Here is a 20,121-nt window from a genome sequence, read left to right on the forward strand (position 1 = left end):
GGTGCCGCCCCAAAGACCGTCGATGCCATGGCCGTCATTGATCAGGATGTCGTCACCAGCGCCGCCATAAAGAGTGTCATTGCCGAGGCCGCCGGAAATGATGTCGCTCCCCGCGGTTCCATTGAGAACATCATCTCCATTACCGCCAGTCAGGACATTATTGAGCGTAACCACACTTTGAGACATCGATATTCCCCCAAAATTCAAAACTGCAATCTTAAGAATATGCGAAAAATACATATCGCTGAAGTTGCACTAATTGCAAGTTGGTTATTGGCTAGAGTTTCTGAAATCTGGTTCAAGGCTAAGAGTGGACTTCGGACCGAGACAGGCCAGCAATCAGTCGTTGAACCGTCGAACACCGTCCCTATGCTTCTGCACGAAACGGCAAAGACGAATGGAAGCGCGATGACCAACGAAATGTTGCAGGACGTGGCGACGCGATGGGACGCCAACGCAGATCAATGGACGCATGACGTTCGCAATGGCTACGATACCTACCGCGAACTCTTCACCTTCCCCGCTTTCGTGACTTCCTGCCGCCGCTTGCCGGGTTCGATGTGATCGATTTCGGCTGCGGCTAGGAACGAACACCCGCCGCTTCGCGCAGATGGCGCGTGCACGACCGGCATCGATCTCTCCGCATCGCCTATAAGTCGCCTCCTACAGCGCGTCATGCGGCAGGCCTTCCGCCTCATCCGCGCGGCGGTTTCCTCGCCTTCAGCGCGCTCCATCCTGCTTCATCACGCCCGGCCTTGGATGGCAGAGGAACGAGGCCGACATTGCTGCTGCGCTCTGCGTCTCGTGCTATTTCGACCGCACGAGCTTCACCGAGGAATGGCGTTTCGGCAGACGTCCGGCAGACGAAGAGGTCAAGCTCTTCGCCGTACCCGTTTCCCACGCACCATGTCCTGTTATCTGAACGCGATTGCCACTGCCGGATTCCGCATTATCAAGATCGGGCGAACCACAGCCCAGCCAGGAAGTCTGTGAAACCCCTCGTTTCGCCCGCTGGCGGAACCTCGCCGCATTCCTCTTGCTCGTCATGGCCTAGGACCCCTAGTGGAATGGCCGCCCATCATTCGAAGGCTCCCGGTAACGGCGAGCTTAAGCTTGTTCAGCTTCCGCTAGAAAATATTGCTGACTTGTGACCGCGGTCACTATCGGAAACAGCCACTGCTTGTATTTTGCCCTCGCTGGATGCTGCACCTACCAGCTGGAGAAGGGTCGCCGGGACCCTACTTGGTGGCCCTTCTCATTTTCTCGCTGACGATAGTGGTGCGATGGCGACCTCGGAGTCACCGAAACATCTCGCTCTGGCTGCCGATCCTGCCGCCTTTGCGCACTTCGGTGGCCGCATCCGGCCATGCAGGCTGCTTGTCCCCGAGCCAGGATACGATGACCAGAAGCACCGCAGCCACCATCAGCGGCGGGCAAAGGTAAACGATCATGAAGGAATGTAGCGGTCTCACAGTGGCGTTTTCTCTAGTTTCTTATTTTGTCACGGGAGCTATAGAGGCCGTCAAAGCCTGCGTCAGGTCGTCATCATCGGGTGTCGTTAGGGGTCATATCAGCCGGTGTGAAGGAAACATTCGAGGCGTGCGATGCATCCAGCTTGAGATAGAGTCCGCGGGCGCTATGGTAAACACCAACCCACATCAGCAGACTGAGCTGAAGCGCTATGATAAAAGAGTACACCCGCATAGTTTCCCTTCGGATCAGCTTTTTAAAAAGCCAGTATTTCAAGTTTAATCCGCAAATATACACGCAGAATAACTCGTTCTTTTAACAGCTATCACAACGATATTCGATTTACTATTATCTGAAGCATAGCAAAAAAGGCGGGAAAATAGCCCGAATGGGTGAAGCGGAAAGTACCAAAAGGGTTATATTTGCCATCCCATCAGCCGGCGGCGTCTCGGTTCTCACGGGTGCGCATTCGTCGTCCGACGATCATTGAAGAGGCGGCGAACCGGCCTATCCTCCCGCGACGTGAATTGGCAAAGAACAACGGGAGGCCCGATGACTGACGAAAATCTGCAGGACGTGGCGGCGCGATGGGATGGCAATGCCGATCAATGGACGCATGATGTCCGCAATGGCTACGACATCTATCGCGAGCTTTTCACCTTCCCCGCCTTTGTCGATTTTCTGCCGCCGCTGGCAGGGCTCGATGTGATCGATTTCGGCTGCGGCGAAGGCACCAATACCCGCCGCTTCGCTGAGATGGGTGCGCGCATGACCGGCATCGATGTCTCCGAACGCATGATCGGCCATGCACTCCAGGCCGAAGACAAACACCCCCTCGGCATTGCCTACAAGATTGCCTCCTATAGCGCCGATACCGGCTTTCCGGAGGCCTCCTTCGACGCCGTCATCTCCACCATGGCTCTCATGGACGGCCCGGATTTCGAGGCGGCCATGCGGGAGGCTTTTCGCCTGCTCCGCCCCGGCGGATTCCTTGCCTTCAGCATACTGCATCCCTGTTTCATCACGCCGGGCCTCGGCTGGCAAAGGAACGAGGCGGGCCTTGCGACCGCCCTTTGCGTCTCGCGCTATTTCGACCGCACGACTTTCACGGAAGAATGGCGTTTCGGCAGCCGGCCGGCCGACGAGATTGTTGAACCCTTCGCCGTACCCCGCTTTCCGCGCACATTGGCCGATTACCTGAACGGCATCGTGGCCGCAGGATTCCGCATCGGCAAGATCGGCGAGCCGCAGCCAGGCCCTCAAGCCTGCGAAGCCGATGCCCGCTTTGCCCGATGGCGGGATCTCGCCGCCTTCCTCCTGCTCGTGATGGCCGAGCGCCCGTAGATCGGCACTCCCCCGGGTGATGCCGTATCCACCGGAAGGTGATTGAACCTTTGGCGATCTGCCTAAGTCACGCGAACGAGCGCATCTTGATCACTGGGCCTGTTTGGGCCGAATGCTTGAGGACATGAAATGCGCGATCTGCTGTCAAACTTCGAAGAAGACCATCGTAGTCTCGGCTATGGTTCTGAGGTTCCAACCTATCGAGAACGTCGGTTCTCATGGCTCCATGCGATCGCGGCGATCTTGATTCTGGGCGCAGCGATCTTCATCGGCGGTCACGGATTGGTTTAGAGCGCCGTACGTCCATTCGGACGGTTGCGGGCATCAAAACCAGAGATCGCGCACGCATCGCCCCTTTGAGGGCAGGTCCTCGAACGTATCAAGTCCGTCGAAATGATCGATCGGCAGGTCGGAAACGAGATCCGGCGGCGCCAGCCGCATGTTGACGGCCATGCGCTGGCGGCCATCCCTGTCGAGCCTCAAACCGCGCCAGGCGAGCACACAGGCACAGGCGGGGCAGAACAGGATTTCCAGCGACGACGTCTCGCGGCCGGTCCGCGTATAGGAGCCGGTCTCGCCATTCACGGATATCCGTTCGCCCTCGTAATCATAGGCCCAGAGCGCCCGTAGCGCCGGCAGAGGGTGCAGTTGCAGGCGGTGATCGAGCCAGGATCGCCTTCCAGCGTCCAGGCCGCCTTGCCGCAATGACATGAACCGATCAGCATGCACCGTTTCATCCTGCCTGTTCCGATAAGCACACCTTGCTCCATTCCTCTGACGTCTGCAAACGACGAACGATCCGATGTCCCCGCACACAGTGACGGATCGCGGCCCTTGACTCCCGCCAAAATGAGAACATAATAGGAACATTCTTGGCGCTGCGGCCGCCATCCCGACAATCTGGAACTGAAATGCTCTGCAAGGAGAACGAGAACATGCGTCCGCAATCGGCCCCTAAAGTCTCGAATGAAGAGACTGCAAACGAAGACCTGAACTGGGAAGTCGAGGCCGTACTTTCCTGGCATGACGAGGATGCCAAGGCCGCCATCGCCACACTTCTGCAGGACTGCCGCCACCTGCGCAGCCAGCTTGCTCTGGCCGAGAGCGTGATAAGCCGGGGCATGGTGCGCGGCTGGCGGCCATCCTTCGACCGCCCTCCTTTTGAACGCAGATGAAACACCGCCGCAGCATCGATCTCGTCGCCGGCTACGAGGCGGTCGAGATCGACAGGGAGACGCTCGCCACCCTGCCGCAATGGTATGTCATCCACGCGCAATGCCCGGCCTGCCGGCACGAAACGATGATCGACCGGCGTCAGCTTGCCTACCGTTCCGGCAAGGACACGACCCTTGCCAAAATCGGCCTTCACCTGAAATGCAACGGCTGCGGCAACCGCAGGGGAAACCAGTTGCTGCTTGGAAAGCTGCCGCGCGATTGACCGCCTTTCGTTACCTGCCGGCCGAGGCAAGCAGCAGCCTTGCCGCCACCATTGCCCCATCGGTGCGGATTTCAGGGGCAAAGGCCGAAGCGCGTTTACGGATCTCCGGCTGTAGCGCTGCTGAAAGCGCACTCGAAAAGCTCTGAAGCGTCGGTGTCGTCCCTTCATGGGCCACGCCGATGCCGAGTGCTGCGACGCGGGCTGCCCAGTAGGGCTGATCGGCTATCTGCGCCACGACGACCTGCGGCACGCCGGCTCGGGCTGCCGCTGCCGTCGTCCCTGCTCCGCCGTGATGGACGACGGCCGCAACCCGCGGAAAGAGTGCCTGATGATTGGCCTCGTCGACGATGAAACAATCGCTTGCGCCATCATCAGGCACAAGACCGGCCCAGCCTTGCGACAGCACCGCCCGCCGCCCCTGCTCGCGGATAACGGCAACGATCAGGCTGGCAGCATCACGGAGCGCATGCATCGGCATGCTGCCGAAACCGACATAGACGGGCGGATCGCCGGCATCGAGAAAGGCTTCCAGCGCCGATGGCAGCGGCCGGTCGTCATCGAGCATCCACGCACCCGTCTGCACCGGGTCGATCAGATCCGTCTCGAGCAAAGGCGCGAGCACCGGATCGGCCGCAAGCAGGGGCCGGCGGGTCAGAACGGAGTCGCGCACATTTTCGACAGGCGCCATGCCCATCGATGTGCGCAGACGATTGAAAGCCCCGCCGAACATCACGTTCTTGGTTTCGATATCATAATCCCAGAGCACGCGGTTGTCCGTCACGCCGGGCGGATGCGGCCGGCCGGGAAACGCATGCGGCTTGTGATGTTCGGATGGCAGGAAGATCGGGCAGAAGGCGGCGCCGAAATAGCCGATGCCCGCCCGATCCGCCACGAGCCGCGCCGCCGCCATCGACGGAAAGAGGCCTGCCGCGACAACGAGATCGCAGCCTTCCGCAGCTGCCGAAAGGGCTTCGACCTGTCCTGCCATGATCCCTGCCGCCCGTTCGGAAATGCCTTCGGCGGAGCGCTCTCGCGTGTCGCCCGCAGCACTCCTCTTCATCACCTCGCTGACCCATTGCCGCACGGGCGCATTGGCTGGCGCCAGCGGCACGCCGAGGCGCTCGAGCAAAGCGGCAAATTCCGCATCCGGCGGCGCGCACACGATCGCCTCTGCGCCTGTTGTCCTCAAAGCCACCGCCAGCGCCGCCAGCGGCTGCACATCTCCCCGGGACCCATATGTGGACAGTAATACACGCATGCTTTTCTCCTGGTGCTGTTGATCAGGATAAGCGTTCTACGCCTCGATCGGGGTCTTGCCGCAAGCCCCCTCTGCGCCATATCTAAAGGCATAGCAGGCAGTGTTATCGTTTCCTGTCCGCAATTCTCCCTTCATCGCGCCACAGGCTTCAGGTCAAAAACCGGCTGAGATAGGCATAGCTGCGCGCCGCAAATTCGAAGGGCCGCCGCGGATTGTCGTGCTCGACGACGAAGAGCCGCACTCCGCTCGTCACCGCCGCCCGCCAGAGCGACGGCCAGAGCAGGACGCCGGAGCCGACATTCGCCCAGCCGTCTTCGTCCGGGTCCGTATCGTCAGGCGCCTGATCCTTCACATGCACTGCAACCAGCACACCGGCATAGCGCCTGATCCATTCGATCGCATTGGGTTGGGCGCGTGCCAGCCAGGCAATATCGGCCTGCCAGGTGAGCGGACTGCCCCTGGCCGCCTCGAACATCAGCTCGAAGCCGTAGCGTCCGCCGATGGTGCGCTCGAAGCCCGCCGTCTTGTTGTGATAGCCGAGAACGATGCCGTCGGCCTTCATCTGCTCCGAGAGAGCGCCGAGCTCGTGGCCGATCCTCTGCCATGCCGCTTGCGTTTCCCTCGCCATCGATGGTGCCGGATGCGGAACGAAGAGCTGCCCGATGCCGCATTGCTGGCAGGCCTCGACGAAGCGCTGCCGCTCGCTGCGCAACGCCTCCAGCCCGACATGGGCGGACGGCGCCGCCAGCCCGTTTCCGACGAGCCCGGCCTGCAGGCTATCGGCATCGCGCAAATGCCCCTCGAGCGGCTCGACCGCGCCAAAACCGGCAGAAGCCGCCTTTTCGAGCTGCGTGCCGAGATTTCCAAGTCCGCGCATCGAAAAGAGCTGCAGCGAAAGCACCGGCTTCGTCATCGCTCATCCCCAGATAATCGTCTCCCTCGCCGGCAAGGCATCCCGCGCATTCCTCCTGGCCGAATCCACGTCACAGTGTCGCCCGTGTCGGCGCAGATTGCGAGGGCAAAACGGCCGATGTCACCCCGATGCCGACAAGGCGGGTTTCGGCAGCAGCTTGCGTTTCAGGTTGACGATATGGCGGCCGAAGGATCTGTCGATACGCTTCACGTCGATCAGCGTCAGGTCCCCGCAGGCAGAAAACGTGTGCAGGCCGTCTGGGTAACCGGCAGTGGCGAGACCGCCTGTCAGCTGCGCCGGCAGATGCGCGCAGCTCACATGCTTCTCGCTGAGCAGGCTGAAGCGCAGGAAGCGCAGGCCGCCGCCATAGGTGACGCTGCAGTCCTGAACCGGCAGGATGATCTGCCCGTCAGCGCCGATAAAGGGCGTGCCGCCCGGCCGGGCGCCGGAGCGATCCACCAGAACCGGATTTTGCGGATGGGTCTTCCACGGTCCGGTCAGGCGATCGGCAAAGGCGATATGCAACTCGCGCTGGTCGCGGGCGCCGGCCCCGACGAGCGTGTAGAACATCCACCACTTGTCCTGATGCTGAATGAGGCAGGCTTCGGCGATGGGCAGATCGGCCAGAAGCACGGTTTCCCGCACCCAATCGTCAGGAAAAGCGCGGGCGCGGTACAGTGCGACCTCCCCCGCCTTATGGCTTTCCGGCATCATCAGCACCTCGCCATCCTGCTCGATGAGGAAAGGATAGGAGAGATGAAAAGGCTTGGTGAGCACCACCGCTCTGCCGCGCCATTGCAGGTCCGGCCCCACCAGTTCGTGGCGCTCGATGAAGCCATGCTTGGTATGGTAGTCATAGGCTTCCACGAAGACGTGCAAGCTGTCGCCCTTCTTCACGGCGAAGGGATCGGCGAGATATCGCCACGGCCCCGGATCGGGCAGCCATGTAATACGGCTGGAACAATCGGCCAAAGTCTCGGCATCGAGCAGCGCCTCGGCGGGCGCCGGCACGATACCCACGTGCCAGAAATCACTTTTGGGTTTCAGACGCATGGATCAACCGCGGCTGATCGTTGTCGGGCGCAGCCTTGACTGCGGCTCCGCGGGCAATTCGGAAATAAAAATCGATAACATTCGCAATACCTGCCGAACGGGAGAAAGGAGCCAAGTCGTAGCCTACGCGCGACAGGCGGACAACACTCTCTTCCCGCAGCGCATCGGCAAGCGCCGCTGCGAGCTGCTCGACGGAGCCGGGCGCGACCAGCGTCACCGGATGCTCGCGCAGATATTCCGACGGACCTTCGGCGGCCGTGGCGACGATCGGCAGTCCCTCCCGCATGGCTTCGAGAATGGCGAGCCCTGCCGATTCCTCGCGTGACGGCGATACGAAGAGATCGAGATTGCGCAGGAAACCCGGTACGTTATTGCAATGACCGAGCAGACGGATGCGGTCGTCGCCCTTGGCAAGCGTTTCCAGCGCGGCGCGATGCGGCCCCTCGCCGGCGATGACGAGAACCGCATTGTCGGGTGCCGTCTGCCGGAAGGCCGACACCAGTACGTCATATCCCTTGCTGAGATGCAGGCGTCCGACACCGCCGACGAGCCGTGTTTCGCGCGGCAGATTGAGCTGCGCCCGCAAATCGAAGCTCACCGCGGATCTGAGTTCAGGCAGCCAGTTGGAAATCAGCGTCGATTGGCCGTCATATGTGCCGAGCCGCGTCGATTGGGCGGTATTGACGCAGATAACGCCGTCCAGGCAGGCATGCTGCCTGGCCTTGTAGCCGACATGCAGGGTTGCGATCCTGGCGACGCCGTCCGGCGCTGCGGCGAGCGCCTTGCAGCCATGGCTGAGATGCCCATGCGCGATCTCGATCCCTGTCCTGTCCATCAGCCGCCGCAGCCTCAGGCCGCGCAGAAACGGGATCGTGAAGCCGTGGAAAACCACCTCTTTCGAGAGCAGGCCGACCATCGGTGATCCCTGTCGCCCGGCAACGTGAACCTCATGCCCAAGAGCAGCCTGCCCATTGGCAAGATCAACGCAGTATCGTTCCGAGCCCGCAACTCTGGAGGAGAACAAGACATGCAGAATTTTTAACTTTTGAGACGCTGCTATATTGGCAGCGGCATAGGCACGCGGGTACAACTCACCCACGAAGTTCTTTCGAGCGCTCATGATACACCTCAGACCGATAGCCGACCGAGTTGAGGTGTTGGGGAAACACTTCTCGATAGGTTCAGTGATGAGTTACAGCCGGGACTTGACGCCAACAAGACTGGCGAACCATACAAATCTGTAAGGTTTCACGCCACAGAACGACCATTTTTGAGGTAACCAGCTGAATTTTCTTCTAAAAATTGCGACAGTATTATGGGCGGCGATAACATCGATCGAAAAGCCAGCTAAAGTGCGACAAAAAGTCTTGAGACCAGCCGTAAGGACAACACCAAAGCCGACCCTCATAATCTGACCTTCAGTCCGGCATCTTATTTTTTCAGTGCGTAGTTAATTCTGCGCACCGCCTCGGTGATGCGGATTGCATAGGTCGGCAACCGCCTCCACCAGGGAAATTTGGTTTCCTTGTAGACGGATCGAGTCCCGATATTCGAGCTGCCCTCTTTTACATCGGCCACATTCTTACGGGTCGTGTAGATCCGCGCTCGCGATGCCCAGCCGCGCTCCAGTTCGATATCCCAGGGAAACCGCATGACGCCGATCGTCTTCAGAAGCTTCAGGGCGCCCATCCGCGTCACCGCATAGCAGGCCGCCGATCCTTGCGGACCATGGGTCGCCCGGCCGATCTCGTCGCCGAAAGTCGAGGCGGCGACGGGCCTGAAGCCGACAGTGCGGTGATTGAAGAGCTTGATCACATCGGCGCCGGGTACTGCCGCGAGCGCCGCCTCGGCGCGCGTAACCAAGTCGGCAGACAAAATGACATCGTCCTCGACGACGATGCAGGCAGCCTCGCCCGTTTCGAGAAAGGCTGCGAGCACCTTCAGGTGGCTCCGGTAACAGCCATATTCGCCCGGCAGCATGGTCCGGCCATTGTTGCGTTGAAATGCGCGCTCATCACAGGCCGTGCGCTGGTCAGCGGCGACCTCCCGCCCATCGACGCCGGCAATGCGAACGAGGTCGAACTGTAGGGCTTTGGCCTGATCGGAAAGAGCATTCCACCGGTCCTCGGACCGGTCGAGATTGATCACATAAATGCTGATGCTCATCGTCCAACCATGGTTCGCCTTGCAGCGGGATTACGCCCCCCGTCAGAAATGCTCGCCTAGCACTTCCTCCGGCGGCTGCGCAACCTGCCGTCTGCGATGACATCAGCTTGAATTGCCGGCTTAGAGCGCCCTTAGTCCAATCGGACACAAAGGAGGCTCTAATTCTTTGAATCGCGCATCAGGCCTTCCGAAAATCGATTCCGATTTTCCGGCCAATGCTGTAGAGCCTCCAGCACTCCTTGCCTATCGATCAGCCGTTCAGGACACACAGATTGCCCGCCTTCCCCTTCTCCCTAAACGATCCCATCCAGCATCATGGCCCGCTTCCGAAAATCTCCGACGTCGTCATCATCGGCGGCGGCGTTATCGGTGTTTCAGCGGCGCTGTTTCTGGCGAAGCGCAAGATCTCCGTGACGCTCATCGAAAAGGGCCGCATCGCTGCGGAACAGTCCTCCCGCAACTGGGGCTGGATTCGCAAGCAGGGACGCGATGCCGACGAGCTGCCTATCGTTATCGAAGCCTGCCGCCTCTGGCAGGAGCTCGCAGCAGAATGCGGCGAGGATATCGGCCTGAACCGGACGGGCGTCACCTATCTCGCAAACTCCGACAAGCAGATGGCGGGCTTCGAGTCTTTCATGAAGCTCGCGAGCGCCTACGACCTCGACACCCGCCTGCTCGACAGCGGGCAGACGGCTTCCCTCTTCAAAGGCATGTCCCGCAGATTTGCGGGCTCGATGACGACACCATCGGACATGCGCGCCGAACCGTGGCTCGCCGTCCCCGCGCTTGCCCGGCTCGCCGCCCGCCTGGGTGTAACAATCATCGAAAACTGCGCGGCGCGAACCCTCGACCTCTCCTCGGGCAAGGTGAGCGGCGTGTGGACCGAGGCCGGCCGCATCGAGACCTCGACCGTGCTCGTCGCAGGCGGCGCCTGGTCGTCGCTCTTCCTCAGAAACCACGGCGTCTCAATCCCCCAGCTCGCTGTCCGCGCCACCGTCGCCGCAACCGAGCCGATGGCCGAGATCCACGCGGGTGCCGCAGCCGGAGCAGACGTCGCCTTCCGCCGCAGGCAGGATGGCGGCTACACGCTGGCGCCGGGAAGCCACCGCCTCTATCTCGGCCCTGATGCCTTCCGCCACGCCACGAAATACCTGCCCGCGCTCGTGGCCCACCCCTTCGGCACCCGCTATTCGCCCGCAGCACCCGAATTCTATCCCGACAGTTGGTCGACGCCGCGCAGCTGGACGGCAGATGCGGAGAGCCCGTTCGAAAGGATGCGCGTGCTGAACCCCGCTCCCGAACAATCCAGCCTCGATGCCATCAGCCGCAATTTCAAACGCCTCTTCCCGCAATTTCAAACCGTGCGCCTGAAAGCGACCTGGGCCGGCATGATCGACGCCATGCCCGACATCGTGCCGATCGTCGACCGCGTAGAGGCAGTCACCGGTCTCTTCGTCGCCACAGGCATGAGCGGCCATGGCTTCGGCATCGGCCCTGGCATCGGCCGCGTGGTCTCGGACCTCATCCAGGGCAATGCCATCGGCCATAATCTCAACCGCTTCCGTCTCTCGCGTTTCACAGACGGCAGCCGCATCCGGCCGGGGCCGGCGATTTGAGCGACCTCCAGCCCTATTTCCTCCTCGCGATAAAAACCGATGTCGTCATATTCCTGGTGACGACACCGCCAAAATCGGCCCTTGCAATATCTTCCAGCGCGTCCAGCAGCGCCTCGCGCTTCTCCGCCTCCAATGCCACGACATTAGAATAGGTCGCATAGAGCCGCCGCACCGCGGGCGGATCAAGCGTCAACGTCCACTCGACCATGACAGGCAGTTCGCATTGGAATGAAGCCTCCTCAAAATCGCTGATACGGGCTTGGCTATCGAGCCCGTAAGGCGTCTGCACTGTCCCTCCGCCGGACGGGCTTGGACGATGCCCGGCAAAAAGATGCGCGCTCGCCTCATGAAAGGGATCGGGCCGGATATTGTCGCCAAAGACGTTCCAGATCAGAGCCACAGCGCCGCCATCACGAAGCAGCGCATGGATACGCCGCAGCGCCGGAACAGCATCGAGCCAATGAAATGCCGTCGCGCTGACGACGAGATCGAAGGACTGCGGAGCCTCGGCCAGCTCTTCGAAGGTCTGCTCGATCACCTCGAATTCGTCGCGGTGCAGCCGCGCACGCAGGAATTCCGCAAGCCTCCTGTCCGGCTCGACGGCCAGAAGCCGCCGCGGCTCGTGATCCAGAAGATGTTCGGTGGCAAGCCCGGTTCCCGCGCCGATCTCCAGTATCGCGATACCGGATCGCAAACCGGCCCGCTTCCGCAACAGATCCCACACCTGATGCGGATAAGGTGGCCGGGCGGACTGGTAGTTTTCAGGGCTCAGTCCAAAGGCCTGCCGGCCGAATGAACGGGCAATTATATCGCCGGACATAACGATCTCCGCGCTGATCGGCTTAGATCTAGCGTCAAATGTCGCGCTCAACAAGCATCCGGGTGGTCGTCTATCTCGGCGGCACCTTCGTGCGCGTGCTGCCCGCCACGTGGTCCGCTGGCTCGTTATCCTCGCCGGGACAGTCATGACAATCGTCTACGCTGTCAAATATTGGAGCTGAGGCCCGCCCTATCTTCACCTCCCTCGCCACAACCGCTTCAACCCCTGCCACCGTTTCACGAGACGGATCACGACAGGCGGCGGGATCTTCCTATTGTCGGCCACCGTCCCCTGTCGCGTGACGGGCGCTCGAGGATCGAGCAGGAAGGCGACCATCACACAGTCGCTCGTCGCCTCTGCCGTCAAACGCTCCTCCGACAGCAGCAGACCTTGCTCGCCTTCGCCAAACGTTTGCCCGGCGGCAAGAACCGCGCCGCTGAACACATAGAAATAGAGGTCGCACCCCTGTTTAAACGGAAATTCCGCCCGCCCGCCGGCCTCCAGCCGAATATCGAAGAAATCGATCCGGTTGCGAACGAAGAACGGCGCATCGCCTCCTTTCGGCCCGACGAGATGCCGCCAGCGATTGGGCGTCATTGCGGGCATCGCCCCATACTGGATGCCGGGTTCGAGATCGACCGCATTAGGCCGCACCAGGATCTGCAGCATGCGCAGCGGCGGATCGGAAGCGAGCGTCTCCTCGGAATGCCAGAAGCCGCGCCCGGCATTCATCACCATCAGATGGTCGCCGTCGCAAACCAGCCGGCCTTTGGACCGGTCTTCGTGGCGCATCACGCCTTCAGGCACCCAGGAGATGATCTCGTCATTGCGATGCTCATGCATGGCGATCAGCCGGCCCGGATGCAGGATGGACTCGACCACCATCGCCAGCGGCCCGTGACCGTGATCGCGAGGCTTCGGATTTACCCATCCCGGCATGTTGATATGCGCAACGAACCCTCCCATGTCGCGCACGACGAAGGTTCGCTCCCCCTTGAGCAGCATCGTGTCCTCCTTGCCTGCAAGCAGTGACGATACCGGCCCATTAGCGCCCCGATACCATCAGAGGTCAACAAAGCGGCCTGCCATTGATCTGTTCCGCCCCGGCCTTAAATGCCTGCGCCGTATCGCAACAAGGAAACTCATCGTGAGCAATGACAACACAATTCCGTTCCGGCGCCCTGACGCCCTCGCCAGATTTGCGAAGTCCCGTCTCGTCGCAGCCCGCTATGGCGGCGCGGATGAAGCGCGGCTCTCGGCATTCGAAACGCAGCACGAGGTTAGTCTGTCCGATGGCTATCGCGATTTCCTGATGCGGGAAAACGGCCTTGACTATCACATCCCCCACACCACCATCGCCACCCTGCCTGCAGAGGCGCAGAGCGATGCCTTCGTTCTCTCCGACATCAACACGCTGTTTGGCATCGGCAACGGGCATCCGTATTTCGATCTCGAGGAACTCGCCCGGGACATGGATTTCCACGACTACGGCTTCACCCCGTTCGCACATGTCATCGGCCTCGGCGGCGACTTTTCCACCCTCGTCGAAATTACCGAAGGCAAACATACAGGCGCGATCATGTACACCGATGGCGAGCTTTTCCATGGCATGCGCAGCGACGGCATCGCCGGAAAATCCGCTGACGAAGCGATCGACTATTTCATTGATAGCGGCTACTACTATCGGGTCGCGACAAACCTCTCCGACCTCTTCGAAAAATATGCCCGGCTGATCTGAAGCTTCGCATCATCCCCGCAGATACAAAACTCTCGGCGGCCGATATCAGACCTCTCGCGCTTCCCTATATCGGACAGGTTCAAGCTGCGATAGCAACGCGGCAACAGCCTCATCCACGCCCTGCTTCGCAGTGTCGATGACGATGGGACTTTGCTCCCAAGACTCATAATAGTGTGCAGTCACCTCTTCCCAGCGAGGTTTTACCAACCCCGGAACATCGCTTGCCCGCGTTTCCACCCGCCAGCGATGTTCGTTCCGGTCCGAGCAGACGATTTCGATCTCAACGGCCGGCACACCTGATCGCGCTGCGACCGACAGCCAGGCATCCCGTGTCACTTTCAAAGGATTGACCGAGTCCGCAACGACGATCTTGCCGAGCGTGAGATTGTCTTCGGCGATCCCATATCCGACCATGTAGCCCGCCGGGCCAACCTCCGAGCTCAACATGTCCGAAGCCCGTATGTTCTGTTCGATCGTATCGATACGCAGATGGACGGCCCCAAGCTCCTTCGCCAGGGCACGCGAAATCGTCGTCTTCCCCGAGCCGGGTAAACCGCCGAAAATGATCAGCATGAATAGGCACCTCCCGCTTGCTGATGATGAACCCCGTGAATCCTAGCGGCATTTCCCGATCTTGGAATATGCGGCTGTTTTTTGCCCGCCACGCCGGCCATTTCGCAGGAGACGCGTCTCGCCTTTCGCGCTATGAATCTCGATCACATCCCGCCCCATCCGATACCGAGGTCCCCACATGGCACTGAAAATCCTTTTCATCGGCGGCACCGGCCAGATTTCCTATCCTTGTGTAGAGCGCGCAGTGGCCCAGGGCCATCAGGTCAGTGTCTTCAACCGCGGCCTCAGGGGCGATCCGCTGCCCGCCGGCGTCACCTCCATCGTCGGTGAGCTTGGATCATCAGCCTATGCCGATCTTGCCAAGGCCAATTACGATGTCGTCGCCCAGTTCATTGCCTTCACGCCGGATCAGATTGCCCGCGATATCGAGATATTCTCGGGCCATTGCGGCCAGTACATCTTCATCTCGTCGGCCTCGGTCTATGAAAAGCCGGCCCGCCACTATGTGATATCAGAAGAGAAGACACCGGCGATCAACCCCTACTGGCCCTATAGCCAGGCCAAGATCGCCTGCGAGGAACTGCTGAAGAGGTCCGAAAACCTCGCCTGGACGATCGTGCGCCCCAGCCACACCGTCCGCACCGGCCTGCCCATCATGATGGGCGACAGCGATGTCATGGCGCGGCGCATGCTGGATGGCGAGCCGACCATCGTGGCCGGCGATGGCCATACGCCCTGGACGCTGACCCGTTCGGTCGATTTCGCCGTGCCCTTCGTCGGCCTCTTCGGCAAGCAGAAGGCGCTGCAGGACATCTTCCACATCACCAACGACCACGCCCATATCTGGGACGACATTCAGAAGACGATCGCCAGATTGCTCGGCGTCGAAGCCAAGATCGTCCACGTGCCGACAGACACGCTCGTCAAGTACAACCCGGAATGGATCGGCCCGCTGACCGGCGACAAGGCCTGGACGGCAATTTTCGATAATTCCAAGGTCAAGAGTGTGGCCGGTGACTTCACCTGCGCCGAAAGCCTCGATGAAATCCTTGCCGAGCCGATCATGCATCTCAAGCAGCGTTTCTCGAAGGGTCGTCCGCCGAAGGGAGAGTTCGACGCTCTGATTGATCGCATCTGCGCCGAACAAAGCGCTCTCGGCGCTGCCGCATGACAGCTTAGGCAAAAGCCCGTTACGCCTCGAAGGCGCGAAGGCACTTCATCACTTCGCGCAGCCCCCGCGTCAGATGTTTGTCGCGGCGGATGACCATGCCGAGTTGGCGCACGAGCGGCGGCTGGACGGGTGATGTCACGAACCGGCCCCGGTCGCGCTTCAGGGCAAGCCCAGGGAGTATCGACCACCCGAGCCCCGCGGCGACCAGCTCCTTGATCGCCTCGACGCTGCCGAACTCCATGGTGGGCTGGCTCCTGATGCCGGCGACCTCGAACCACTCGTCGGTGGCGCGGCGCGTATTGCCGCCCTCGTAGAGCATCATGATCTTGTCCTTGAAGAAATCAGGCGTCGGGCCACCCTCCGGGATCGCACTTCCTTTCGGCGCCACGGCGACGAGTTCGTCCTCGTAAAAGGGCTCGATCTCAAGTGAACGCCCGGAGGCCGGCAGCGTCACGACGGCGATGTCGAGCGCGTTGGCTTCGAGATCGCGGATCATCTCATCGGTGTTGCCGACACGAACCACAATCTCCAGACCGGGCATGCGTTTCTTGACGGGGGCGATCGCGCGGGGAAGCAGATGGATCGAGGCGGTGCCGCCGCTGCCGATCCGCACGCGCCCCACCGCACCTTGTCGGTAAGGCGTCATCGCCTCCTCGGCGGCCGCGCATTCGCCAAGAATCCGGCGCGCATGAGCCAGCAGTTCGACGCCCGCCGCAGATGGCTGGGCCCGGCGGCCGACCCGCTCGATCAGCCGAACCCCCATCCTCTGTTCCAGAAGCTTCACCTGCAGGCTGACGGCCGGCTGCGTCAGCCCCGCTCTTTCGGCAGCAGCCGTAAAGCTGCCGAGATCGACGACGCTGACGAAGGCGGCGAGCTGGTCGAGATTCAGCATCAGAAGAATTCCTTATGGGTTGCATAAGAACCATAAGCTTCCCTGCCGGCATGCGCCAGTCCATTTTGAGGCACCCGAGATGAAAGCTGGAGATGCCCGATGACAACGAATTTGGAACTGCCGACTACGATGGATCGCGCCCCGAGCGGCGGCATCGCGCGGCGCTGCCTGATGCGCCTCAACCTCTATTTCAGTAAGCGCCGCGAGCGGCTGATGCTCTCCTGCCTGTCGGACGAGCAGCTCCGCGATATCGGCGTCAGCCCTTCGGAGGCGAGGGTCGAGGTCAACAAGTCATGGTTCTGGGGATAGCGGCCACTGGGCTCTAAATGATCCGCCGGGGCTGGAGAAAACCGGTTTGGCTCTTATGTCTCTGCCATCAGGGAAAAAACAGCCGAGGAGCGCGCCATGGCAGTAGCAAAGAACACGATCTGCGTCTGGTACGACAAGCACGCCGAGGAAGCTGCCCGCTTTTACGCCGGCGTCTTTCCAGACAGCAAGGTCGGCGCCATCCACCGCGCCCCCGGCGATTATCCGGACGGCCAGCAGGGCGACGTGCTGGTCGTGGAATTCACGGTTGCCGGCATTCCCTGCATCGGCCTGAATGGCGGCCCTTCGATCAAGCACAGCGAAGCCTTTTCCTTTCAGATCTCGACGGAAAATCAGGAAGAGACCGACCGCTACTGGAACGCAATCGTCGGCAATGGCGGCCAGGAAAGCGAATGCGGCTGGTGCAAGGATAAATGGGGCGTCTCCTGGCAGATCACCCCGCGTGTCCTGATGGAAGCGATACAGGCAGGCGGGGCCGAGGCAAAACGCGCTTTCGACGCGATGATGACGATGCGCAAGATTGACATCGCGGCAATAGAGGCAGCCCGCCGCGGCTGAGGCAGCGGGTTCTGCAACTATGGCAGCCGGCTGGTGTCTGGCGCTCGAACAACAGCCGGGAGTTATTTCCGAGCAGATAATCGCCTTCATAGCTTGTAATGTTCAGCTTGAACTTTCGCGGCACCTCCCAAAATAGCCGCCGCTGATGGCAACCGCCGTCGTTTCAAGGCGAGTGGATTCAATCCGGCACGCCGGCATCTCCCCATAAATCCCGAAATCTTTCCCAAACCTCGCGAAACAGGAGTCTTCCGATGGCCGATGCCCAATGCAGCTGCGGCGCGCTCAGACTGGCGCTGCCGGAAAAACCAAATGTGGTGATCGCCTGTCACTGCATCGAATGCCAGAGACGAACAGGCGCCCCTTTCGGCGCCGGTGCCTTCTATCCGGCCGAAGCCGTCACCATGTCCGGAACGGCCAAGCAATACAGCCGTGACGCGGCAAGCGGCGGAAAGGTGCATTCCTATTTCTGCCCGAACTGCGGCTCATCAGTGTACTGGAAGGCCGACAACCTGCCCTCCATGATCGGTGTGGCTCTGGGAGCCCTGAGCGACGTGAGCCAGTTCCGGGCTCCGGCCAAATCAATCTTCGAGCGGTCGAAGCACAATTGGGTTCAGATCGACAGTGCCGACGAACACTTCCAGCAGGGCAGCGTTGCGCGGCAGTCACATTGAGGCCGCAGGTCCGGAAGCAACCCACGGCCGCTGCCCGCACTTTTCCAAAATTTCTAATTGAGATTGCAGCCGGAAGATGATTCCATACGGTTCGCGTCGCCTTGTATACCCGCCCTCCTCCGATCTTTGACCCGAGAGGCTTCAAGCCGATTATGTCGATCTCAGATGCGATCTATCGCCCCTTCGAACGCCTGATCCAGCCGCTCGACATCCCCTACCGGCCGCTGCCGTCAAAGGGTCCTGTGACGGTGCTTCTGCACTTCATCTCGATGTTCCGCGGCGTGCTGATTGCGGTGGCCCTTTCCACCATGGCGATCGAGGCCATGAATCTGACGATCGTCTGGGGGCTGTCGGTCATCGTCGACGGCGTGACGCAGCAGGGAGCACGCGCTTTTCTGCACAGTGAATGGCCGCTGCTGACCTTCTTCGGCCTGCTGCTCTTCCCGGCCATTCCGATCGCCTCGTTCCTCGTCAACACGCTGACCTCGCATACGCTCGGCATCGGCATGCCGGCCGCCATCCAGTGGCAGGGCCACAAGGCAGTGGAGCGGCAGGATCTCGCCTTCTTCCACGATCTCTATGCCGGCCAAGTCGCCTCGCGCCTGACGCAGGTTGCCTCCGCCGTCCAGCAGCAGATCATTTCGGCTTTCCAGTCCATCCCCCGCTTCCTGATGCAGATGGTGGGCTCTGTCGTCCTGCTGAGCGCGCTGTCCTGGCAACTTGCCCTGCCGGCGATCGTCTGGATCACGCTCAACGTTCTGCTCGCCGTCAGGCTGGCCCCTGTTTTCACCGAGCGCTCACGCCGCTCTGCCAAGCGACGCAGCCTGATTTCCGGCGCCATCACCGATCTCTATGCCAATATGCAGATGGTGAAGCAATTCGCCGCCGAAGACAGCGAGGCGGGCGCTATCCGCGGCATCATCGGCAAGGCGATAAAGGCGCAGCAAAGCGAACAGCGCATCTATCGGACCGCGGAGCTCACCGTCGTCGTCCTCAACATGATGCATTGGCTGGCGATTCTGTCGATCGGCTTTACAGGGCTCGTCGACGGCTTCGTCACGATCGGCGAATTCACTGGTGCCGTCTATGTTCTGACCCGCCTGTCCGGTCACACGTTTACATTCCTGCAGATGGGTTCGCAGATCTTCCAGGCGATCGGCACGATCAAGGACGCCATGCCTGTCATGACGACGCCGCCCACCATCACCGACCGGCCGGATGCGAAAGAGCTTGCGGTGACATCAGGCGAAATCCGTTTCGACCATGTCCGCTTCGCCTACAAATCCGGCAGGTCCGTCATCGACAATCTCTCGCTGACGGTCCGGCCGGGCGAAAAGGTCGGCCTCGTCGGCCTTTCCGGCGCCGGCAAGACGACGCTGGCCAACCTGCTTCTGCGTTTCTACGACATCAAGGATGGCGCTGTCCTCATCGATGGCCAGGATATCCGAACCGTCACCCAATCGAGCCTGCGCCGCGCCATCGGCGTCATCGCTCAGGATGTCGCTCTGCTGCACCGCTCGGTCGGCGACAACATCCGCTACGGCCGGCCGGAGGCCACGCAGGAGGAAATCGAGGCCGTCGCCAAAATGGCGAGCGCCGATCTCTTCATCGCCGATCTCGCCGATAGCGAGGGCCGCAAGGGCTACGAGGCCTATGTCGGCGACCGTGGCATCAAGCTTTCGGGCGGGCAGCGCCAGCGTGTGGCAATCGCCCGCGTGCTCCTTAAGAACGCGCCGATCCTGGTACTCGACGAGGCAACCTCAGCCCTCGACAGTGAATCCGAAGCTGCCATCCAGGAACGGCTTGATCTCGTGATGGAAGGCAAGACGGTCATCGCCATCGCCCATCGTCTCTCGACCATTTCCAGCATGGACCGCATCGTTGTGCTCGACCACGGCCGCATCATCGAGGAGGGCCGGCCGGAGGAACTGATTGAAGGCGACGGGCTCTTCGCGCGCCTGTGGCGGCGGCAGACGGGCGGGTTTATTCCGGAGGAGATTGAAACGGAATAATAATTGCTCTTTCCAGCAGAAAAGCTGGAGCGCGCGGCCCCTCACCCTAACCCTCTCCCCGCTGGGTAGAGGGGACGTGGCACACGACGCCTTCGAGAGCG

At 61.0% G+C, this 20,121-nt stretch carries 22 protein-coding genes and 2 pseudogenes; 11 read left to right on the forward strand and 13 right to left on the reverse strand.

The annotated features are described in order from the left end of the window. From FHT78_RS29215 to FHT78_RS02550, 3 genes and pseudogenes are all read right to left on the reverse strand, one after another. A pseudogene (locus FHT78_RS29215) lies at positions 1-240 on the reverse strand (hypothetical protein); the annotation flags it as partial. 454 nt (positions 241-694) lie between these two features. Continuing rightward, positions 695-901: a hypothetical protein gene (locus FHT78_RS29220; RefSeq protein WP_246715065.1), complete on the reverse strand. Its 207-nt coding sequence runs from the start codon at positions 899-901 to the stop codon at positions 695-697. A 397-nt stretch (positions 902-1,298) separates the two neighbouring features. After that, on the reverse strand, positions 1,299-1,472 hold the full coding sequence (locus tag FHT78_RS02550) for a hypothetical protein (protein ID WP_183740111.1): 174 nt from the start codon (positions 1,470-1,472) through the stop codon (positions 1,299-1,301). 550 nt (positions 1,473-2,022) lie between these two features. Between FHT78_RS02550 and FHT78_RS02555 the strand changes: the two genes are divergently transcribed. Together FHT78_RS02555 and FHT78_RS02560 are read left to right on the forward strand one after the other, a co-directional pair. Beyond that, complete coding sequence (locus FHT78_RS02555) at positions 2,023-2,814, forward strand: class I SAM-dependent methyltransferase (protein WP_183740114.1); 792 nt, start codon at positions 2,023-2,025, stop codon at positions 2,812-2,814. A gap of 129 nt (positions 2,815-2,943) precedes the next feature. Next, positions 2,944-3,105, forward strand: a complete 162-nt coding sequence (locus FHT78_RS02560) for a hypothetical protein (protein ID WP_183740117.1) — start codon at positions 2,944-2,946, stop codon at positions 3,103-3,105. Between the two features lie 33 nt (positions 3,106-3,138). Here the strand turns inward: FHT78_RS02560 and FHT78_RS02565 are convergent. Continuing rightward, positions 3,139-3,539: pseudogene (locus tag FHT78_RS02565) on the reverse strand (GFA family protein). A gap of 210 nt (positions 3,540-3,749) precedes the next feature. On the opposite strand from FHT78_RS02565, the gene FHT78_RS02570 reads away from it, so the two are divergent. Beyond that, positions 3,750-3,989 carry a hypothetical protein gene (locus FHT78_RS02570; RefSeq protein ID WP_183740120.1) on the forward strand — a complete coding sequence of 80 codons (240 nt, stop codon included), beginning with the start codon at positions 3,750-3,752 and terminating at the stop codon, positions 3,987-3,989. Next, positions 3,986-4,252 carry a hypothetical protein gene (locus FHT78_RS02575; RefSeq protein WP_183740122.1) on the forward strand — a complete coding sequence of 89 codons (267 nt, stop codon included), beginning with the start codon at positions 3,986-3,988 and terminating at the stop codon, positions 4,250-4,252. Before FHT78_RS02570 ends, FHT78_RS02575 begins: the two co-directional genes overlap by 4 nt. A gap of 10 nt (positions 4,253-4,262) precedes the next feature. Here FHT78_RS02575 and FHT78_RS02580 read toward each other — a convergent pair whose 3' ends face one another. The 5 genes from FHT78_RS02580 to FHT78_RS02600 all read right to left on the reverse strand — a co-directional run bounded on the left by FHT78_RS02580 (position 4,263) and on the right by FHT78_RS02600 (position 9,642). Next, a complete protein-coding gene (locus tag FHT78_RS02580; protein ID WP_183740124.1) occupies positions 4,263-5,510 on the reverse strand; it encodes a glycosyltransferase in 1,248 nt (415 codons plus the stop codon). A gap of 148 nt (positions 5,511-5,658) precedes the next feature. Further along, complete coding sequence (locus tag FHT78_RS02585) at positions 5,659-6,423, reverse strand: sugar phosphate isomerase/epimerase (protein ID WP_183740126.1); 765 nt, start codon at positions 6,421-6,423, stop codon at positions 5,659-5,661. A gap of 120 nt (positions 6,424-6,543) precedes the next feature. Next, positions 6,544-7,476 carry a glycosyl hydrolase family 43 gene (locus tag FHT78_RS02590; protein WP_183740128.1) on the reverse strand — a complete coding sequence of 311 codons (933 nt, stop codon included), beginning with the start codon at positions 7,474-7,476 and terminating at the stop codon, positions 6,544-6,546. Next, a complete protein-coding gene (locus FHT78_RS02595; RefSeq protein WP_246715067.1) occupies positions 7,454-8,596 on the reverse strand; it encodes a glycosyltransferase family 4 protein in 1,143 nt (380 codons plus the stop codon). Before FHT78_RS02595 ends, FHT78_RS02590 begins: the two co-directional genes overlap by 23 nt. Positions 8,597-8,907: 311 nt before the next feature. Then, entirely contained in the window at positions 8,908-9,642 is a 735-nt protein-coding gene (locus tag FHT78_RS02600; protein ID WP_183740130.1) for a glycosyltransferase family 25 protein, read from the reverse strand. A 272-nt stretch (positions 9,643-9,914) separates the two neighbouring features. Between FHT78_RS02600 and FHT78_RS02605 the strand changes: the two genes are divergently transcribed. Beyond that, positions 9,915-11,258 carry an FAD-binding oxidoreductase gene (locus FHT78_RS02605; RefSeq protein ID WP_183740132.1) on the forward strand — a complete coding sequence of 448 codons (1,344 nt, stop codon included), beginning with the start codon at positions 9,915-9,917 and terminating at the stop codon, positions 11,256-11,258. A 13-nt stretch (positions 11,259-11,271) separates the two neighbouring features. Here the strand turns inward: FHT78_RS02605 and FHT78_RS02610 are convergent, their stop codons facing one another. Both FHT78_RS02610 and FHT78_RS02615 read right to left on the reverse strand, forming a co-directional pair. Further along, the gene (locus FHT78_RS02610; RefSeq protein ID WP_183740135.1) at positions 11,272-12,078 is read right to left on the reverse strand and encodes a class I SAM-dependent methyltransferase; all 807 of its coding nucleotides are present in this window, start codon (positions 12,076-12,078) and stop codon (positions 11,272-11,274) included. Between the two features lie 195 nt (positions 12,079-12,273). Continuing rightward, a complete protein-coding gene (locus tag FHT78_RS02615; RefSeq protein ID WP_183740138.1) occupies positions 12,274-13,083 on the reverse strand; it encodes a pirin family protein in 810 nt (269 codons plus the stop codon). A gap of 142 nt (positions 13,084-13,225) precedes the next feature. Here FHT78_RS02615 and FHT78_RS02620 point away from each other — a divergent pair, with 142 nt between their 5' ends. Continuing rightward, entirely contained in the window at positions 13,226-13,816 is a 591-nt protein-coding gene (locus FHT78_RS02620) for an SMI1/KNR4 family protein (protein WP_183740142.1), read from the forward strand. Between the two features lie 45 nt (positions 13,817-13,861). Here FHT78_RS02620 and FHT78_RS02625 read toward each other — a convergent pair whose 3' ends face one another. After that, a complete protein-coding gene (locus tag FHT78_RS02625) occupies positions 13,862-14,389 on the reverse strand; it encodes an AAA family ATPase (protein WP_183740145.1) in 528 nt (175 codons plus the stop codon). 178 nt (positions 14,390-14,567) lie between these two features. On the opposite strand from FHT78_RS02625, the gene FHT78_RS02630 reads away from it, so the two are divergent. After that, the gene (locus FHT78_RS02630) at positions 14,568-15,560 is read left to right on the forward strand and encodes an SDR family oxidoreductase (protein WP_183740148.1); all 993 of its coding nucleotides are present in this window, start codon (positions 14,568-14,570) and stop codon (positions 15,558-15,560) included. Positions 15,561-15,579: 19 nt separating this feature from the next. Here FHT78_RS02630 and FHT78_RS02635 read toward each other — a convergent pair whose 3' ends face one another. Next, positions 15,580-16,452 (reverse strand): LysR family transcriptional regulator, encoded by an 873-nt coding sequence (locus FHT78_RS02635; RefSeq protein ID WP_183740151.1) that lies wholly within the window; start codon positions 16,450-16,452, stop codon positions 15,580-15,582. A 99-nt stretch (positions 16,453-16,551) separates the two neighbouring features. Here FHT78_RS02635 and FHT78_RS02640 point away from each other — a divergent pair, with 99 nt between their 5' ends. The 4 genes from FHT78_RS02640 (at position 16,552) to FHT78_RS02655 (ending at position 20,020) form a co-directional block, all read left to right on the forward strand. Next, complete coding sequence (locus FHT78_RS02640) at positions 16,552-16,761, forward strand: DUF1127 domain-containing protein (RefSeq protein ID WP_183740154.1); 210 nt, start codon at positions 16,552-16,554, stop codon at positions 16,759-16,761. A gap of 96 nt (positions 16,762-16,857) precedes the next feature. Further along, the gene (locus FHT78_RS02645) at positions 16,858-17,337 is read left to right on the forward strand and encodes a VOC family protein (protein ID WP_183740157.1); all 480 of its coding nucleotides are present in this window, start codon (positions 16,858-16,860) and stop codon (positions 17,335-17,337) included. A 251-nt stretch (positions 17,338-17,588) separates the two neighbouring features. Further along, positions 17,589-18,008, forward strand: coding sequence for a GFA family protein (locus FHT78_RS02650; RefSeq protein ID WP_183740160.1), 420 nt, complete (start codon positions 17,589-17,591; stop codon positions 18,006-18,008). 152 nt (positions 18,009-18,160) lie between these two features. Then, positions 18,161-20,020: an ABC transporter ATP-binding protein gene (locus FHT78_RS02655; protein WP_183740163.1), complete on the forward strand. Its 1,860-nt coding sequence runs from the start codon at positions 18,161-18,163 to the stop codon at positions 20,018-20,020. Positions 20,021-20,121: the final 101 nt, after the last annotated feature.

Source organism: Rhizobium sp. BK196 (genome assembly GCF_014193255.1).
Lineage (GTDB): Bacteria > Pseudomonadota > Alphaproteobacteria > Rhizobiales > Rhizobiaceae > Rhizobium.

What these genes read in the sequence shown, in the direction of transcription:
- FHT78_RS02585 (WP_183740126.1), bottom strand. Translation starts at nt 6,423, where the DNA reads ATGACGAAGCCGGTGCTTTCGCTGCAGCTCTTTTCGATGCGCGGACTT.
- FHT78_RS02560 (WP_183740117.1), top strand. Translation starts at nt 2,944, where the DNA reads ATGCGCGATCTGCTGTCAAACTTCGAAGAAGACCATCGTAGTCTCGGC.
- FHT78_RS02615 (WP_183740138.1), bottom strand. Translation starts at nt 13,083, where the DNA reads ATGCTGCTCAAGGGGGAGCGAACCTTCGTCGTGCGCGACATGGGAGGG.
- FHT78_RS02625 (WP_183740145.1), bottom strand. Translation starts at nt 14,389, where the DNA reads ATGCTGATCATTTTCGGCGGTTTACCCGGCTCGGGGAAGACGACGATT.
- FHT78_RS02555 (WP_183740114.1), top strand. Translation starts at nt 2,023, where the DNA reads ATGACTGACGAAAATCTGCAGGACGTGGCGGCGCGATGGGATGGCAAT.
- FHT78_RS02590 (WP_183740128.1), bottom strand. Translation starts at nt 7,476, where the DNA reads ATGCGTCTGAAACCCAAAAGTGATTTCTGGCACGTGGGTATCGTGCCG.
- FHT78_RS02645 (WP_183740157.1), top strand. Translation starts at nt 16,858, where the DNA reads ATGGCAGTAGCAAAGAACACGATCTGCGTCTGGTACGACAAGCACGCC.
- FHT78_RS02575 (WP_183740122.1), top strand. Translation starts at nt 3,986, where the DNA reads ATGAAACACCGCCGCAGCATCGATCTCGTCGCCGGCTACGAGGCGGTC.
- FHT78_RS02570 (WP_183740120.1), top strand. Translation starts at nt 3,750, where the DNA reads ATGCGTCCGCAATCGGCCCCTAAAGTCTCGAATGAAGAGACTGCAAAC.
- FHT78_RS02600 (WP_183740130.1), bottom strand. Translation starts at nt 9,642, where the DNA reads ATGAGCATCAGCATTTATGTGATCAATCTCGACCGGTCCGAGGACCGG.
- FHT78_RS02610 (WP_183740135.1), bottom strand. Translation starts at nt 12,078, where the DNA reads ATGTCCGGCGATATAATTGCCCGTTCATTCGGCCGGCAGGCCTTTGGA.
- FHT78_RS02655 (WP_183740163.1), top strand. Translation starts at nt 18,161, where the DNA reads ATGTCGATCTCAGATGCGATCTATCGCCCCTTCGAACGCCTGATCCAG.
- FHT78_RS02635 (WP_183740151.1), bottom strand. Translation starts at nt 16,452, where the DNA reads ATGCTGAATCTCGACCAGCTCGCCGCCTTCGTCAGCGTCGTCGATCTC.
- FHT78_RS02595 (WP_246715067.1), bottom strand. Translation starts at nt 8,596, where the DNA reads ATGAGCGCTCGAAAGAACTTCGTGGGTGAGTTGTACCCGCGTGCCTAT.
- FHT78_RS02640 (WP_183740154.1), top strand. Translation starts at nt 16,552, where the DNA reads ATGACAACGAATTTGGAACTGCCGACTACGATGGATCGCGCCCCGAGC.
- FHT78_RS02630 (WP_183740148.1), top strand. Translation starts at nt 14,568, where the DNA reads ATGGCACTGAAAATCCTTTTCATCGGCGGCACCGGCCAGATTTCCTAT.
- FHT78_RS02650 (WP_183740160.1), top strand. Translation starts at nt 17,589, where the DNA reads ATGGCCGATGCCCAATGCAGCTGCGGCGCGCTCAGACTGGCGCTGCCG.
- FHT78_RS02580 (WP_183740124.1), bottom strand. Translation starts at nt 5,510, where the DNA reads ATGCGTGTATTACTGTCCACATATGGGTCCCGGGGAGATGTGCAGCCG.